This is a genomic window from Pseudoalteromonas sp. BZB3 (assembly GCF_040104455.1).
Lineage (GTDB): Bacteria > Pseudomonadota > Gammaproteobacteria > Enterobacterales > Alteromonadaceae > Pseudoalteromonas.
Genome location: NZ_JBECOS010000003.1, coordinates 1 through 16,077, shown reverse-complemented (window position 1 = coordinate 16,077; position 16,077 = coordinate 1). Strand labels below are relative to the sequence as shown.

General features: G+C 40.0%; 15 protein-coding genes and 1 tRNA gene. 11 read left to right on the top strand and 5 right to left on the bottom strand.

All coding sequences use genetic code 11. The features are described 5' to 3' along the window. The first annotated feature begins 6 nt into the window (after positions 1–6). The 8 genes from ABMY35_RS03445 to ABMY35_RS03410 all read left to right on the top strand — a co-directional run bounded on the left by ABMY35_RS03445 (position 7) and on the right by ABMY35_RS03410 (position 7,531). Positions 7–1,437 carry an NAD-dependent succinate-semialdehyde dehydrogenase gene (locus tag ABMY35_RS03445; RefSeq protein WP_349285026.1) on the top strand — a complete coding sequence of 477 codons (1,431 nt, stop codon included), beginning with the start codon at positions 7–9 and terminating at the stop codon, positions 1,435–1,437. 125 nt (positions 1,438–1,562) lie between these two features. Beyond that, positions 1,563–2,450, top strand: coding sequence for a sugar phosphate nucleotidyltransferase (locus tag ABMY35_RS03440; protein ID WP_349285025.1), 888 nt, complete (start codon positions 1,563–1,565; stop codon positions 2,448–2,450). 40 nt (positions 2,451–2,490) lie between these two features. After that, positions 2,491–3,561 (top strand): aminoglycoside phosphotransferase family protein, encoded by a 1,071-nt coding sequence (locus tag ABMY35_RS03435; protein WP_349285144.1) that lies wholly within the window; start codon positions 2,491–2,493, stop codon positions 3,559–3,561. Positions 3,562–3,864: 303 nt separating this feature from the next. Beyond that, positions 3,865–5,244, top strand: a complete 1,380-nt coding sequence (locus ABMY35_RS03430; protein ID WP_349285024.1) for a Gfo/Idh/MocA family oxidoreductase — start codon at positions 3,865–3,867, stop codon at positions 5,242–5,244. Positions 5,245–5,585: 341 nt separating this feature from the next. Then, positions 5,586–5,795: a hypothetical protein gene (locus ABMY35_RS03425; RefSeq protein ID WP_349285023.1), complete on the top strand. Its 210-nt coding sequence runs from the start codon at positions 5,586–5,588 to the stop codon at positions 5,793–5,795. A gap of 50 nt (positions 5,796–5,845) precedes the next feature. Beyond that, positions 5,846–6,097 (top strand): YkoF family thiamine/hydroxymethylpyrimidine-binding protein, encoded by a 252-nt coding sequence (locus ABMY35_RS03420; protein ID WP_349285022.1) that lies wholly within the window; start codon positions 5,846–5,848, stop codon positions 6,095–6,097. Next, on the top strand, positions 6,097–6,720 hold the full coding sequence (gene pnuC, locus ABMY35_RS03415) for a nicotinamide riboside transporter PnuC (protein ID WP_349285143.1): 624 nt from the start codon (positions 6,097–6,099) through the stop codon (positions 6,718–6,720). Before ABMY35_RS03420 ends, pnuC begins: the two co-directional genes overlap by 1 nt. Continuing rightward, positions 6,707–7,531: a phosphotransferase gene (locus tag ABMY35_RS03410; RefSeq protein ID WP_349285021.1), complete on the top strand. Its 825-nt coding sequence runs from the start codon at positions 6,707–6,709 to the stop codon at positions 7,529–7,531. Before pnuC ends, ABMY35_RS03410 begins: the two co-directional genes overlap by 14 nt. Here ABMY35_RS03410 and ABMY35_RS03405 read toward each other — a convergent pair. After that, a complete protein-coding gene (locus ABMY35_RS03405; protein ID WP_058031038.1) occupies positions 7,517–7,699 on the bottom strand; it encodes a hypothetical protein in 183 nt (60 codons plus the stop codon). The two genes, ABMY35_RS03410 and ABMY35_RS03405, sit on opposite strands and share 15 nt — an antisense overlap. Positions 7,700–7,945: 246 nt before the next feature. On the opposite strand from ABMY35_RS03405, the gene ABMY35_RS03400 reads away from it, so the two are divergent. Beyond that, positions 7,946–8,020 (top strand) — tRNA-Arg (locus tag ABMY35_RS03400). A 10-nt stretch (positions 8,021–8,030) separates the two neighbouring features. Here ABMY35_RS03400 and ABMY35_RS03395 read toward each other — a convergent pair. The 3 genes from ABMY35_RS03395 to recQ form a co-directional block, all read right to left on the bottom strand. Continuing rightward, on the bottom strand, positions 8,031–9,737 hold the full coding sequence (locus ABMY35_RS03395) for a hypothetical protein (protein ID WP_349285020.1): 1,707 nt from the start codon (positions 9,735–9,737) through the stop codon (positions 8,031–8,033). A gap of 71 nt (positions 9,738–9,808) precedes the next feature. Beyond that, a complete protein-coding gene (locus ABMY35_RS03390; protein ID WP_349285019.1) occupies positions 9,809–10,108 on the bottom strand; it encodes a DUF3630 family protein in 300 nt (99 codons plus the stop codon). Continuing rightward, positions 10,108–11,925 carry a DNA helicase RecQ gene (gene recQ, locus ABMY35_RS03385; protein WP_349285018.1) on the bottom strand — a complete coding sequence of 606 codons (1,818 nt, stop codon included), beginning with the start codon at positions 11,923–11,925 and terminating at the stop codon, positions 10,108–10,110. The genes ABMY35_RS03390 and recQ overlap by 1 nt, the downstream gene beginning before the upstream one ends. 165 nt (positions 11,926–12,090) lie before the next feature. Between recQ and rarD the strand changes: the two genes are divergently transcribed. Further along, positions 12,091–12,978, top strand: coding sequence for an EamA family transporter RarD (gene rarD, locus ABMY35_RS03380; RefSeq protein WP_349285017.1), 888 nt, complete (start codon positions 12,091–12,093; stop codon positions 12,976–12,978). 48 nt (positions 12,979–13,026) lie between these two features. Here rarD and ABMY35_RS03375 read toward each other — a convergent pair whose 3' ends face one another. Continuing rightward, the gene (locus ABMY35_RS03375; RefSeq protein ID WP_349285016.1) at positions 13,027–14,262 is read right to left on the bottom strand and encodes a diguanylate cyclase; all 1,236 of its coding nucleotides are present in this window, start codon (positions 14,260–14,262) and stop codon (positions 13,027–13,029) included. 294 nt (positions 14,263–14,556) lie between these two features. Here ABMY35_RS03375 and ABMY35_RS03370 point away from each other — a divergent pair, with 294 nt between their 5' ends. Further along, positions 14,557–15,495 carry a porin gene (locus tag ABMY35_RS03370; RefSeq protein WP_349285015.1) on the top strand — a complete coding sequence of 313 codons (939 nt, stop codon included), beginning with the start codon at positions 14,557–14,559 and terminating at the stop codon, positions 15,493–15,495. Positions 15,496–16,077: the final 582 nt, after the last annotated feature.

The following is a 16,077-nucleotide window of genomic DNA, read 5'->3' as shown; positions in this document are numbered from 1 at the left end:
CAAAGCATGTATTGGCATAAAACTTTAAATAGCTCACTTATTAATGGCAAATCGTATCAAGGTAGCGATATTTTCACCGTAAATAACCCATCTAACGAGCAGTTGATTGAAACACTTTCATCGGTTGATATGGCAGGCTGTGAGCAGGCATTAGATGCTGCCATTACATGTTTTGAAGCGCTAAAATCAACAACGGCTAAACAGCGTAGCGATGTGTTATTAAAATGGCATAGTCTGATCTTAGAGCATAAGCAGGCATTGGCTGAACTTGTCACCCTTGAACAAGGCAAGGTCTTAAAAGAATCTTTAGCCGAAGTTGATTACGCAGCGGGTTTTGTAAAATGGTTTGCAGATGAAGCGCTGCGAAGTTATGGCGAAGTTATTCCTGCTAATAGTCCAACTCAACAGCTGACTGTCATTAAGCAGGGAGTAGGCGTGGTATTTGGCATTACACCGTGGAATTTCCCCCTTGCCATGATCACCCGAAAAGTCGCGCCGGCTTATGCTGCGGGTTGTAGTTTTATCCTCAAGCCATCTGAATATACACCATTAAGTGCATTGGCGCTGTGCCAGCTTGCATTGCAAGCGGGTATGGAAGTGGGCGCTTTTCAAACCTTAGTCACAGAAGATGCTGCACATCTTGGTGCTTTTTTCTGCGAACATAAGCAAGTTAGAAAAATTACGTTTACCGGTTCAACACGAGTCGGGCAAATTTTGTTATCGCAAAGTGCACAGTCAATTAAGCGAGCCTCTCTTGAGCTCGGTGGTAATGCGCCTTTTATGGTATTTGAAAGTGCTGACATTAAAAAAGCAGTGCAAGGGTTGATAGTGGCGAAATTTAGAAATGCGGGTCAAACCTGCGTCGCTGCCAATCGAGTCTTAGTACAAAACACGTGCTTAGAAGCATTTTTAGAAGAATTAAAGCTGCAAACTGCTAGTTTAAAAGTGGCTGATGGCTTTACTGAAGACGCCGATTTAGGCCCATTGATTAACGCACAAGCGAAACAAAAAGCACAAAACCTAGTTGAAGATGCCACCTTGAAAGGTGCCAAGATTGCCTACCAAGATGAAGAAAAAGCGAGGCAGTTTATGGCGCCTATTATTCTGACCGAGGTAAAGCAAAGTATGGAGATAAGCCGCAGTGAAATCTTCGCGCCTGTGGTCGCCATCCAAACTTTCGAAGATGAAAATCAGGCACTCACTATGGCTAACTCCGTTGATGAAGGTTTAGCTGCGTACTTTTATTCGCAAGACATGTCACAAGTTCAGCGTGTAGCGAGCAATCTAGAATATGGCATGGTGGGTATTAACGAAGCACTCATCTCAAACCCAGTCGCGCCATTTGGCGGGATGAAAGCATCAGGTCTTGGTCGAGAAGGGGCAAAGCAAGGGCTAGAGGAATACCTAGAAGTTAAATACCTCTGCCAAAGTTTTTAATTAAACACGCACTAGTGATAATGCATTCTCACTAGTATCACTAATTTGTATACAATTTTTCGCTGATTATCTAACCTAAAGCTGGTACACTCTTGCGCCTGTTAATTTTTGGTCAACAATTTTAAATGGCAACAGAGCAAAATAATTTAACGCTTGTGGTGCTAGCCGGTGGGCTTGGTAGTCGATTTGGTGGTAACAAACAAATTACCCCTCTGCCCAAACTTGAGCGCACTATTATGGAACTGAGCATTGAAGATGCATTCAATGCAGGTATCAAGCAAGCAGTGTTAATCATTAATAAATCCGTTCGTGCAGAATTAGAGCAAACAATCTTGCCGCGTCTCCCAAAGACTATGCATATCACTTTGGTTGAACAAAGTATTGATATGTTACCTTTTGAGTTTAAGCATTTAGCCGAGCATCGCACTAAGCCTTGGGGGACAGGGCACGCTTTATTATGTGCAAAGCCATACGTGAATGGCCCCGCTGTTGTGATCACTGCTGACGATTATTATGGACCAAATGCCTACAAACAAATGGTTGAACATTTTAGTCAATCGCAAGATGCTAGTAGTATGGCAATGGTTGCCTTCCCAATTGAAAAAACGCTCTCTGAGCAAGGGGGAGTAAACCGAGGTATTTGTGAAGTCGAGCAGCAATCGCTTAAGCAGGTTACTGAAACCTTAAATATTCATCAAACAGAACATGGTTTGGTGGGAGAAATTGAGGGTAAATTACAATCACTAGACAGCCATAGCCTAGCTTCTATGACTTTTTGGGGTATTACACCCATCTTGATGGCTAAACTAGAAAATGATTTCAATAAATTCCTAGAAGCTTATGACAGCGATGTCAAAAAAGAGTACTATTTACCTAATTGCATCCAAACCTGCATAGAAAGTGAGCATATTTCAGTGCGCGTTTATTCTGCCGTTGATTTTTGGTTTGGTGTCACATTTAAAGAAGAATTAACAAGCGTAGCAGGAAAGATTTATGAACATCGTCAAGGATGAGCAAACTATCACGCCCATTACACCAGTATCTGAGGTGACTATGACTAATACTGCGATAGCTGAGCATTTGTCGCAAGAATTTGGTTTAGACCGTGAAAATGCCACCATTAAACCAATAGGTAGTGGTCATATCAATACCACAATGTTGTTAAAAGATTCACAACAAGCTGTGGTTGTTCAAAAGCTAAATACCGAAGTATTTCCTAACCCTGAACATTTAGTTGAAAATGCTCGAGCTATTGAACAGCATCTTACAGAAAAAGCTGATAAGAATGACTATGAATTAGAGATTATCAAGCATTTGCCGACCACCTCAGAAGAATACCTAGTGAAGGTCGATGGTGAAGTGTGGCGTGCTCTAGAGTTTATTGGTAAGAGTTACAGCGAAGATGTGGTGAGTTGCCCAGAGAAGGCGCAAACTGCGGCGAATGCATTTGGCCAATTTGCCTTGGCATTGTCAGACTTTGATGCACAAGTACTACACCATGTTATTCCGGACTTTCATAACCTTGCTAAGCGAATTGCTGCGTTTAACGACAAACTTGAAGCAGATAGTGAAAATAGAGCTGAAAAATGCCAAGAGGAAATTGCGTTTTGCCAAGCGCAATTTGGTCTTGCAGATGAGCTAGAATCTATCTATGGCAGCATTCCACTTAGACCGTGTCACAATGACACTAAAATCAACAACATGCTGTTCTGTAAAGAAACCGATGGCGCACGTTCAGTGATTGATCTTGATACATGTATGCCAGGTTATTGGCTGTTTGATTTTGGTGATATGGTGCGTACCTTCTGCTCACCTGAAGAAGAAGATTCAACAAACCTTGATAATGTGCGAGTACGAGAAGAGATTTTTGCTGCTTTAGTTAAAGGTTATGTTGCACCATTAGAAAATGAGCTTACACCAGAAGAAAAACAAAGCTTTTTACTTGGAGCGAAAGTAATGCCATTTATGATTGGTCTGCGCTTTTTAACTGATTACTTGGATGGTGATAATTACTTTGCAACTAAGCACAGTGAGCATAATCTCCAAAGAGCGCGAAATCAGTTTAAGTTATACCAAGATGTGGTTGCGAAAGAAGCATTACTTGAAAAATTAATTCATAGTTAATTTGACTTTAACTCATAAAAAGCGCCTTTAGGCGCTTTTTTTGTACCTGCTAAAAATAGCAATATACATTAGTCGTAAGAGCATGACAGCGCTTTACTTATTGGGTAGGGTAAATACCAATCAGTCATAATACTTAACCAATTTGAGAAGCTAAAACTCACGCTAGCTGTGTTAAAAATTTATCATTTAGAATAACTAAACAGCAAAATTTTTGCCTTGCTATCGCAAAGTTTTATCCACCTCAAAATAGGCTACTTAATTACACCGATTGGTATAAGTGGTTACAAAGAGGAAAAAATAATAATGAAACAATTAAATAGACGCGACTTTCTCAAAGCCGCAGGTGTTGCAGCAGCTGCTAGTGTCGCTGCGGGGTGTGCGCAAACATCAAACTCAAACACAGCATTTGTACCGACTCAGAAAGGTAAATCGGTTATTGGTCTTATCGCACCAAAAATGGACGTGGTCAGAGTCGGGTTTATCGGTGTTGGTCAGCGAGGTTATGGTCATGTTCGCCGCATGAGCCATATTGAAGGTGCTGAAATTGTCGCAATTTGTGATACTCATGATGAGGTTTTGGAACGTTCTGCCAATTACCTTGCTGAGCGAGGCTTAAAAAAACCAGCATTGTACCGAGGTGCGGATTTAGCCTATCAAGATATGCTAGCCCGTGATGATATTGATATTGTGATCATCTCAACGCCTTGGAAGTGGCATGCGCCAATGGCCATTGACACCATGAACAGTGGCAAGCATGCATTTGTTGAAGTGCCTTTGGCCCTCACAGTCGAAGAGATGTGGGATATTGTCGATACCGCAGAGCGCACTCAGAAAAACTGTATGATGATGGAAAACGTCAACTATGGTCGTGATGAGTTGATGGTACTAAACATGGTTCGTCAGGGGCTATTCGGTGAATTACTGCACGGTGAAGCTGCTTATATTCATGAACTACGTTGGCAAATGAAAGAAATCGAGCATAAAACGGGTTCTTGGCGAACGGGTTGGCATGCAAAGCGTGATGGTAACTTGTATCCAACACATGGGCTAGGTCCGGTTTCTCAGTACATGAATATCAACCGTGGAGACCGTTTTGATTATTTAACGTCAATGAGCTCTCCGGCATTGGGTCGAGCCGCTTACGCTCAGCGTGAATTTCCAGCCGATCATCAGCGTAATCAATTGAATTATATTGCCGGTGATATGAATACCACTATGATCAAAACCGTTAAAGGTCGTTCCATCATGGTACAACACGATACAACGACGCCAAGACCTTATTCTCGTCATAACCTGATCCAAGGCACAAATGGGGTATTTGCAGGCTTCCCAAATCGTATCGCACTCGAAAAAGGTGGCAACATAGGTAACTTCCACGAGTGGGAGCATGACATGACCCCTTGGTATGATAAATATGATCATCCACTTTGGAAGAAAATGGGTGCAGAGGCAGAGCGCAATGGCGGCCATGGTGGTATGGACTTCTTAATGTTCTGGCGCATGATTTATTGTTTACGCAACGGTGAAGCGCTAGATCAAGATGTCTATGATGGTGCAGCTTGGTCGGTGATCTCACCACTTTCAGCTCAGTCAGTCGCGAACCGCAGTGAATCTATTAGTATTCCAGACTTTACCCGAGGTGCATGGAAAAATGCCACGCCATTAGGTATTGTGGGTAGTTAATGACTTTAAGCGCGCGATGAGCGCGCTTTTTTGATTGTTGAGGTGAAAATATATGACAAGGTGCTTTGCGATTTCATTGGTTTGCTTTTAGTTGGTTGTAAAAGCCCGCTTGAACAAAGTAATGTGCTCACTATAAACCTCAAGTTGAACAATTTATATCAATCTATCAGGCCAGAGTTGATTTTGATGCATTTTTAAAGGTATATGCAGATTCTGCATAATTAGAAGATTTAGTATATGGTCATCGCGCTGTTGGAAAACCAGGCATAGCTGCATTTTATAATTGGAATGAAGGTAATTTTAAAATAATAGATGATTTAAAGACCTTCAAAGTAGAACACTTGATTATTGATGAACAACAGCGGCAAGCCGTTATAACAGGGCACTTCAATGAATTTATTTACCATGAACAACAAATGGGACCTTGGCGATTTGTTATGACGCTTCAATTTAATGAGAAAGGGCTCATTACGCACCAGCAAGACTGGATCAATTACACGCCAAAAGCGGATTTTATGATGGGTAAAAACCTCAATAAAACTATTCCTTAAAAAATCTCAGAGGCTAAAATAGGTAAAACACTTCTATTATGGATTTCAAAATGCAGCTATCTGTAGAAATTAGCAAATACCCACTTCACTCAGACTATATCCCTTTTATCAAAGCCTTTATTGAGCGCTTAAATACACATCCAGAGCTTAAAGTGTTAACCAATACCATGTCGACACAGATGTTTGGTGAATATGACCTCGTTATGTCGGTACTACAACAAGAAATGAAACGCTCGTTTGAAGAGTTTGGGAAGATAGTCTTTGTGTGTAAGTTCATTTCTGGAGATTTATCGCCGCAATGATTGAATTTCTAAGCGCCACATTTTCCGGTTTTACTGCTATGTCTGGCTGGGAGTACATCGCAGTCATACTTTCTCTGGCTTATGTCTTTTTAGCTGTGAAAGAGAATCAATGGTGCTGGCCTGCGGCTTTTCTTAGTACATTTATTTATACCATTATGTATTGGAATGGTGCGTTGTTGATGGAATCCGCATTAAATGTGTATTACATGTTGATGGCGGTAGTGGGTTGGTATATGTGGCAACAAGGCAAGCAGCCTGATTCAGTCGCCCCTATTATTTCTTGGCCATTGTTAAGACATATTTACATCATCATTGTTACCGCTTTAACGGCAACAAGTGTCGGTTTTGTGATGGACAATTATACCCATGCTGATTTTGCATATCTTGACAGTTTTACAACCTGTTTTGCTGTGATGACAACGTATTTAGTGGCTAAAAAGGTATTAGAGAACTGGCTTTATTGGATCATCATTAATGCGGCATCTATGTACCTGTTCTTTGTGAAAGGGTATTACCCGACATTTGTACTTTATGTGTTTTACACGGTTATAGCCTGTTGGGGCTACAAGCGTTGGTACGAAGAACACGAACAAAGAAACGGCTTACCACTTGCGAGCCTTTAATTTTCAAAATTTGCCTGATGAAGTAAGAGGGTTCGTTGCTGAATCTTTTGCTTTCAGGCAAGTTAAAGCGTGTTACCAAACCACCTCAGGGCTTAGTAATCATAATTACTTGATTGTTGTCGAACAGAATAAATATTTGCTCAAGCTTTATCAAAATGACATGCCTTCGCCAAGCCTCGCTTTTCAGGGTCTAATAGCAATATCAGAGTCCAATATTCAAGAAGTCATTCGCTGGGATGAGAGACTTAAAGTTGCATTATTTGCTTATGTGGATGAAGCGGCTGAGGATATAGATAGAAAACGCTTATGTAGTTTGGTGGAGACAATTTCTGCAGTACATCAACAACCATTGGTCAATTTGCCTGTTTCTTTAGATATAAAACACGCATTATCAGATTTAAGTACCTCTTTTAAAAAGCTTTTTAATTCTGAGTTAGAGTGCTGCTTACGCTTACTTGATAGCTATCCAAAAGAAGAAGGTTGTTGCCATAACGACTTAGTCAGAGAAAATATAATAGCGACTGAAGCCGGAGTGGTAGTGATTGATTTTGAATATGCAGCAGTTGGAGATATTTACTTCGACATAGCTGGCTTGGTAAGCAGCTTTAAGCTAACTAGTGATGAAATAGTGTGGATGATGAATATCTATTATGGCAGTAAGAGCATTGCAGTACCCGAATATGCAATAGATAAGTTGAGAGGTTTTAGAATTGCTTACCTATTGTTATGTATCTCTTGGTATGATGCGCGAGGTGAAGTAGAAAAAGCCACTTCACACACATTACAATTAAAGCGATTAAATACCACCTAAGCGCTTTGCTAATTCTTTGTATTTTTCTACATCAGTTTGATCAAATACAGGATCACCTTGTGCGTCTTCACCTTTTGCAATTAATAGGTTTTCACGAGCAAGTCTTTTCACTCTTTCCACTTTTACTTCTAAAAACTCAGCAACTTGCTGCGTGGTCATTTGGCTCATAATAGCTTCCTCTTGATGTGTTAAGCTTTTATTGTTGTTGTTACTGCATTACACGGCGCTTTATGTTAATAAAACGTAGTAACTTGCTGACTATAATACTGGTAAATCAAAATCTAAGCATAGTCAAAAATACAAAAAATCGCTAAAAAGCATTAATATTTTTATTTTTAGTCTGTTATTTAATCAGCTGAAAGTGAAACGCTAGTATTTGCAAAGGAATGACATTAATATATGCAGCGTTCGTGTGCTCTCGTGGTGAAATGGATATCACGTAGCTCTCCGGAAGCTGAGTTGCAGGTTCGATCCCTGCCGAGAGCGCCATGAGCAGTTTTTAAAAGCGGTTTTTAACTGTAAATAACCACTGCACACTGTCAATGTTATCTTCTTTATTTATCGGCGCAGCAATATCCAAATGCAATATAATGCCAGCATTGGCTCGACTCGGTGCAAGTCTTAATCCCATGCCTATATTTTTTAATAATGAGTTATCGACATTGACTTGAGCTTTGCCTGTGACCTTACCTGCATCGAAGAAAAGCGCTCCTCCTACCTTGAAAAGTTGCAGTAGGTCATATTCCCAGTAGTAACGTTTTTCTAAATTAACTAAAGCACTACGACTACCTTGTTGATAGTTTAACGGGTAACCTCTTAGACCAGTTTCACCGCCTAAAACCAATTGTTTGTCTGCCGTTAAGTTTTTAGCATACTTCAAAGAAAAGTTCGCAAACCATGATTGCTGTGTGCTGGTGTTTAGATAATATTGAAAGTTAACGGCACTAATGAAGTTTCGGGCTTCGTTTTGGTCTGTGTTCCATTCTCCTTGAATACTTGTATTGAATCGCCATAAACTGCGTTCGGTTGTGTAATGCGCTTTGGTCGCGGAAAATTGATAAATGACGTGACTATCGTCATCCACCCAGTGATTCGATGAATAACCGAGTTTGGCTTTAACATTCCAGCCTAAATTTAAATCTTCTGTACGATAAATTGAATCAAAATTGCGCACCTTAATATAATCGTCTTGAAGCCATTGCCCCTGAAAATATGGGTAGGTGAGAGCTCGGTTGTCTGCTAAAGCAAGAAAAGAGTAAGGGGTGGTTTTAAAGTTGTGTTGTTCATTGTGTAGACCCACAGTATATCTATGTGTCCACTGTTTAGGTGCCTGAACGGCGAAACCATAATACGCGTCGTTAATTTCAGTGTCGTGTAAAAACTCAGAAACGACTTCATTTCTAGAATAAATCGACTCTACCCGTTTATTTGCATAAGTATAAAACCCATAACTATGCGTCGATTTAATTGAATAAAATGGCAGGTAAGCCCCTAAATAATGCCGCTCTCCATCTGAATTATCAGCATACTCTATGCGACCTCGGTAGCGACTCGATAAGATAGCTGGGTCGTCATAAACAAATAAATAACCGTTTCTATCTTTATCTTCAGTTGCGGTGAAAGATAATCTTTTGCCATATCCTAGTAAGTTTGTTTCTCGAAAGCCTAGGCGCGAGGAGTTTTCACCACCACTGCGACTAAAGCTAATGTCGGGCAGTAAAGTCCATAAGTCTCTTGTTACAACTGTGACATGCACTTCGTCTTCACATGTCTCTTCTGCATATATGCGGGCATCGTAAAGATAATTTTGTTGACGTAATAAACGCTCGGATTCTGCTAATTCCTTGATGTCATATTTTGATCCTTGGCTAAATAATAAAGTACTTAGGATGACTTCAGGTTCTGTTGTGATATGCGCGTGGTTTGCAAAGCGAAATAAAAAGTTATTTTCTTCCGGTAAGTTGGTGTCGAAAACGTTTAACTGTTTTAAGGTGATCTTTGTTATACGCTTGTTTTCAGCTTCTTTGGGAAAAGTTTGCTGAGTGTCGAGTTGGCGTTTTAGGTTGATGTCTTCATTGCTGTCTTGGCGTTGATTACTGCAGCTGTTTTCTTGAGAGTTGAAGATATTCGGTTCTGCAAATGCAGCACCACTGACGCAAAATGTAGAGAATAAAAGCAATACGGGCTGACAATACCTTGTGACCACTACCTTCCTCCTGCTGTTTATCCTCTTTTATATCATTATATTAAGCAGAAAAATGGAGGTCTGTCTAATTATTATGAAAGAGTAGAAAGCAAAAATAGTTGTAGTTTTTCAAGTAAAAGTTCCGCTTCAACCCCTTCAGGGCTTACCCATAAACTCTCGCTGTAATGCTCAAAGTTAAGATTAAAATTTTGTCCATGCCAACAAAAGCGTATTTGATGGCGATCTGCGCCTTCGGAGGTTTCAAGAATAGAAATAGCCTCATGGTTTAATAATATTTGACCCCAGAAGCCAAATTCATCGGCCTCGGGGAAAAAGTCAGGTGCGATCTGCAGAAAATTAAATTCAGTATTAAAGGTAATTTGCGTCATCATTAACTCGCGGCTAAATAATTTCGGATAAGTTGCATAAACGGTGCGCCATACTTGCTGAGTTTACTAAAACCAACACCTGACACATTTAAGAATTCAGCATCATCAGTCGGCATTTTCTGCGCCATTTCTGCCAGTGTCTTATCGTTAAAGACCACATATGGCGGCACATCATCGGCATCGGCTAGTTCTTTACGTAAACTACGTAGCTTAGCAAACAGCTTTTTGTCGTAATTAAATTGCGCCAGTTTATCTTGATAGATGTGTTTAGCTTGTAAGCGAGGTTCGGCCAATTGCAATACATATTCACCGCGTAATACGGCTCTTGCTGCTTCTGTCAGTTTAAGGCTTGCACCTTGTGTTATGTCTTGAGCAAGTAATCCATGATGAACGAGTTGACGCAATATACTTAGCCAATACTCGACGCTATGACTTTTACCTATACCATAGGTACTTAATTCGTGGTGTCCGTTATCGCGAATTCGACTGGTGTTTGCCCCTCGCAATAAGTCGACGATATACCCTAAACCAAAGCGTTGTTGCGCGCGATACACACAAGATAGCGCTTGCTGTGCCACTAAAGTGCCGTCAAAGCGTTTCGGCGGATTAAGGCAAATATCGCAGTTGCCACAAGGCTCTCTCTGATATTCGCTAAAGTAATTGAGTAATATTTGTCGACGGCAGGTTTGCGCTTCTGCAAAGTTCGCCATTGCCTGAAAGCGTTGCTCTTCAACTTTACGTCTAGCCTCGTCGGGAATATCCTCAAAAAAGCGCTTTACTCGACCTATATCAGCAGGATCAAAATACATGATGGCTTCTGCGGCAAGTCCATCACGACCAGCACGGCCTGTCTCCTGATAATAAGCCTCAATACTCTTAGGTATATCGTAGTGAAGCACAAAGCGTACATTTGATTTATTAATCCCCATACCGAATGCGACGGTTGCAACAACAATATTGATATCGTCTCTGGCAAAGGCTTTTTGTACAAATTGACGCTGATCATTACTCATGCCGGCATGATATGCGGCGACATTAAAGCCTGCCTCAGCAAGTTTTTCTGAAATATCGTCTACACGCTTACGACTAGTGCAATAAATAATGCCGCTTTGGCCTTTCTGATCGCGTAAATAGCGCATGAGCTGAGAAAGAGGTTTGAACTTTTCTTCAATGGTGTAGCGAATATTTGGTCTGTCAAAACTGCCTGTGTGAATATAAGGTACATTTAATTCAAGTTGGTGTGCAATATCATGGCGTGTCGCAATATCTGCCGTCGCTGTTAAGGCCATCATAGGGCAGTGAGGAAAGTGTTGTTTGAGTTCACTTAAGCGACGGTAATGCGGCCTGAAATCATGCCCCCAGTGAGATACACAGTGGGCTTCATCAATCGCGAAGAAGCGAATGTTTAAGTTTTTTAACCTTTGAATAAAATCAAACTGCAGTGCTTTCTCCGGTGCTACGTAGAGTAACTTTAACGCCCCTTCAGCTAATTGATTAAAAATCGCATTTTGCTGGGTAAAGTCTACGGTGTTATTGATGTATGCAGCACTAACGCCAATAGCTTGAAGCTGAGAGACTTGATCTTCCATTAACGAGATCAAAGGCGAAATGACTACCGTTGCGCCATCAAATAATAGCGCAGGGATCTGATAACATAATGATTTACCGCCACCGGTAGGCAGCAAGACGAGCGTATCTTGTCCATTTAATGCCGCATTAATTACAGCCTCTTGGCCAGCTCTAAATTCACTGTAGCCAAAAGTGTCTTCTAATGCTTGCTTAGCAAGGGTTGAATGTTCGCAGATAGGGTCTGATTTCATGGCGGGCATTTTAGTGGGTTTTGCATTACTTGTCTGTAAATTTATTTGCGCTGTTGTGTTTGATGGTTTACACGCAGCTATCATGTTATGTCTGTCAGTTCCTATTTTCTGTCTATTTGCAACCAGCTTAGCAAGGTATAATGGTTTTTTACTTTTTGAGTCGTGTTGATGCTAAATAATCAGACCCAACAGGGTTACCTTTATGCTGTCTTAGCATTTTTAATGTGGGGCATGGCACCCATCTATTTTAAACAGATTGAATCTATAGCGGCACTAGAGATCTTGACTCATCGAGTGATTTGGTCGGTGCTGTTTTTAATTCTTATTGTCTTTGCTGCAAAGCAATGGCATCAGATCCAGCATGTTATTAAGAAACCTAAAGTATTGGGGATGCTCTGTATTAGCTCTACTTTACTCGGGTTCAATTGGGGGCTGTTTATTTGGGCCGTCAACAACGATCACATGCTTGATGCAAGTCTAGGCTATTATATAAACCCACTGTTAAATGTATTGCTTGGTGTCATCTTTCTCTCTGAGCGTTTGAGAAAATGGCAAATCATCGCCGTCGCGATTGCTTCACTTGGGGTGTTATTACAAGTAATTGCGTACGGTTCTTTTCCTGTTGTGGCATTTGCGTTGGCAAGCTCGTTTGCAATTTACGGGCTTTTGAGAAAGAAAATGCCTGTAGAATCACTACCTGGCTTGCTAATCGAGGCACTTATCTTAATGCCGTTTGCAATTATCTATTGGTACGTGACCCCTGCGACGGTGAGCTCAGATATGTTTAATAATGAAGTGCTCCTAAATATATTGTTAGTAAGTGCTGGTGTGGTGACAACCTTACCTCTGTTGTGTTTTATTGGCGCAGCGAAACGTCTTCCTTATTCCACACTTGGTCTATTTCAATATCTTGGTCCGAGTATTATGTTTACTTTGGCGGTGACCTTGTATGGTGAAGAGTTCTCAGTTGAACGAGCGGTGACATTTGCTTGTATTTGGGGGGCACTGGCTTTGTATAGTTGGGACAGCTTAAGGGCAAGCAAAAAGAAATAATAAGATGCGCTAAGTGGCTGCATTGTAATGCCAGCCACTTACTCTTAATTAACTTATGACTTTGTTACGTCCAGAATGCTTCGCTTCATAAAGCTTTATATCAGCTTCTTTTATCAGACTATCAACACTTTTACTCACGGCTCTACAAAGACCAATTGATACCGTAAAGTGAATATTGTGCTTGGTTAATCCGGCGCTATGGGTGTCAAGATAATCTCTAAACTTGTCTAGTAAAGACAAACTCTCTTCTTCTGTAGCATTAGCAAAATAAACAGCAAACTCCTCTCCTCCTAATCTCGCGGTAAGTTGACCTGGGAAGTGAGATTCAAAAGCTTGAGCTAGGGCTTTGAGCACATCATCTCCTGCATCATGACCATAGTTATCATTAATAGCTTTAAAGTGATCTACATCTATCATTGCCAGCCCAACTTCATTATTTAAGGCTGCTTTTTGTTTTAATGACTTATTAGTAAACTCAAAGAAGTAACGACGATTAGGTAAGCCTGTTAAATAATCAGAATTAGCTTGGCGTTTGATCGTGGCTATATATTCCAGCATATCGACGTTTTGGCTTAGCCTGCAATAAAACTCCTCTGCGTTAAATGGCTTGCGAAGGTAGTCATTTGCGCCTCTTTTAATAAATCGAGCCGAAAGATGTAATGCATTAGAGCTAGAAATACCGATAATGGCTTTTTCATCATTTGAATATTGTAGTCGTATTTCACTACACAGGTCTTCGCCGTTCATATTTGGCATTTCATTATCAGTGATGACAACAGAAATGTCTGGGTTTTGCTTTAATACTTCGAGGGCTTCAATACCGTCACATGCTTCCATGACCTTATACTTATGCCTTACTAATAGGGAGCTAATGTAATTTCTAGTCTGACGGGAATCATCCACAACTAACACTTTTACATATTCGTTTCGCGGTAAACGCATAAGCTGCTTTTTAAGGTATTGGTAAGCTTGTTTATTTTCTTTGGTGATGTAATCGATGATAGGGTACTTTTCGACAGTTTCACGAGTTTGATTATCAAGATTACCTGTCATGACAATCGTGGGGATATCAGAGTTCACTGTATAGTGAATTGCTTCGCCGTTAGGCGCATCAGGTAAAATAAAGTCAACAACTGCGCAAAAGTAACTATTATTGTCGAGTAGTTCTTTTGTCTGTGCTAGTGATTTAGCAATGTCAGCCTCATAGCCTGCAGAAACTGCAATATGCTTTTGCACTCTAGCAATGGTTGGGGTGTCTTCAATAATTAGGATTCGACGTGTCACTCAGTACTCGCTCGGTAATTCACCTATACATTTACTATTAACCTTAACCTATCTATAAAGCAATTCAACTCAAAATTACTTATAGATGATGTATTAAAGATTATTTCAAAAATTAAGTAATAATTTTTTCCTCTCCTATAATTTATAGCTGAAACATACTTTTATGACGTTTTTAATGCAGTTTATTTGCAATTATTTGACTCTAATATGTTGTGTGTAATATTTCTGTCATTAACTGCTGAGAAACTAGCGTCGTTTTGAATCATCATGTGTTGCGATATTGAGGAAAATTACATGAAACTAGTTAAATCAACACTTCTACTTGCTGTACTAGGTGCGTTATCTGCTAATGCTAATGCAGATGTTAAAGTATACGGCAAGGCAAATGTATCTGTTCAATCAAGTGATGAAGGTGCTGGAAGTGCGACAGAAATTAAAAGCAATGCGTCACGCTTTGGTTTTAAAGGCTCAGAAAAACTAGATGGCGGCCTAGAAGTAATTTATAAGCTTGAATTCCAAGTCGATGTATCAGATGCCGATTCAAAGGGTGATAAAGACAATATTACAGCAAGAAGCCAGTATGTTGGTTTAAAAGGAAGTTTCGGTGAAGTAGTAATTGGTCGTAATGACACAGCTTTTAAGCTTTCACAAGGCAAAGTTGACCAGTTTAATGATTTAGAAGCGGATGTGAAAAACCTGTTTAAAGGTGAAAACCGCCTTGGTGATACGATTTCTTATAAGTCGGCAAGTTTAAATGGCTTTAAAGTATTAGCAACTTTCATTGCTGAAGACTCAACAGATGGTGAAAATGGCTACTCTGGTGCAATTACTTATGGTGATTCAAAGCTGAAAAAGTCTAAGTACTATATTGCCGTAGCCGGTGACAGTGAAGTGAAAGGTTATGATGCTTTACGTGTTACAGGTCAATTTAAAGCAACTGACGCACTTAAATTAGGTGCAATGTACCAGAAGCAAGAAAAGGTAGATGGTACAGGCACTGCTGATGGCTTCCTTTTAAATGCTGCATATGGCTTCGGTAAAAACACCTTTAAAGTGCAATATCAAACAATTGACTTTGATGCAGTAGATTCTAAAGATGTAGATGGTTTTAGTGTTGGTATTGATCACAAACTAAATAAATCAACCAAATTATATGGCTTCTACTCAACAGTTGATGAAGACCAAGGTACAGAAGAAGATTACTTAGGTCTTGGTATTGAATATAAGTTCTAATATTCATGCTATAAATATTTTATAAAGCAGGCTCAGGCCTGCTTTTTTAGTTTTTGGGAGCTTAAAAAAGAAAGGTTTGTATTAAATTCAAACAAAAACGCAGTGTTTTTAGTGGTTTTGCTCTTTTTTTAGACGTTTGAACGCGTTTCTTAAAATTAATTGAAAAAAGGGGTTGCGCGCTTTTAAATTCTCCCTATAATGCGCACCCACTGACACGGGGCGACACGCTGAAAAGCAAATCAAAACGATGTCGAGTCAAATAAAACTTAATCTTAAATAACTTTTTAAAATTAAGTGTTGACATAAAAAGTGAAGTCGTTATTATGGCGCTCCACTTCGCAGCAACGCTGCAGCGACAAGCAAAAGCTTAGTCGCATTGTTCTTTAAAAATATGAAGCAATCATCTGTGTGGGCACTCGTACAGATTGAGTTCTAACAGCTCTTGATTCAGGAGCAAAAAATTTAGAGTCTCAATTTCTTATGAGTGACTATATAGTCAATTTATACAGAATTCATTGAGCACGAATCTTCGGATTCAAAAAACTTTTAATTGAAGAGTTTGATCATGGCTCAGATTGAACG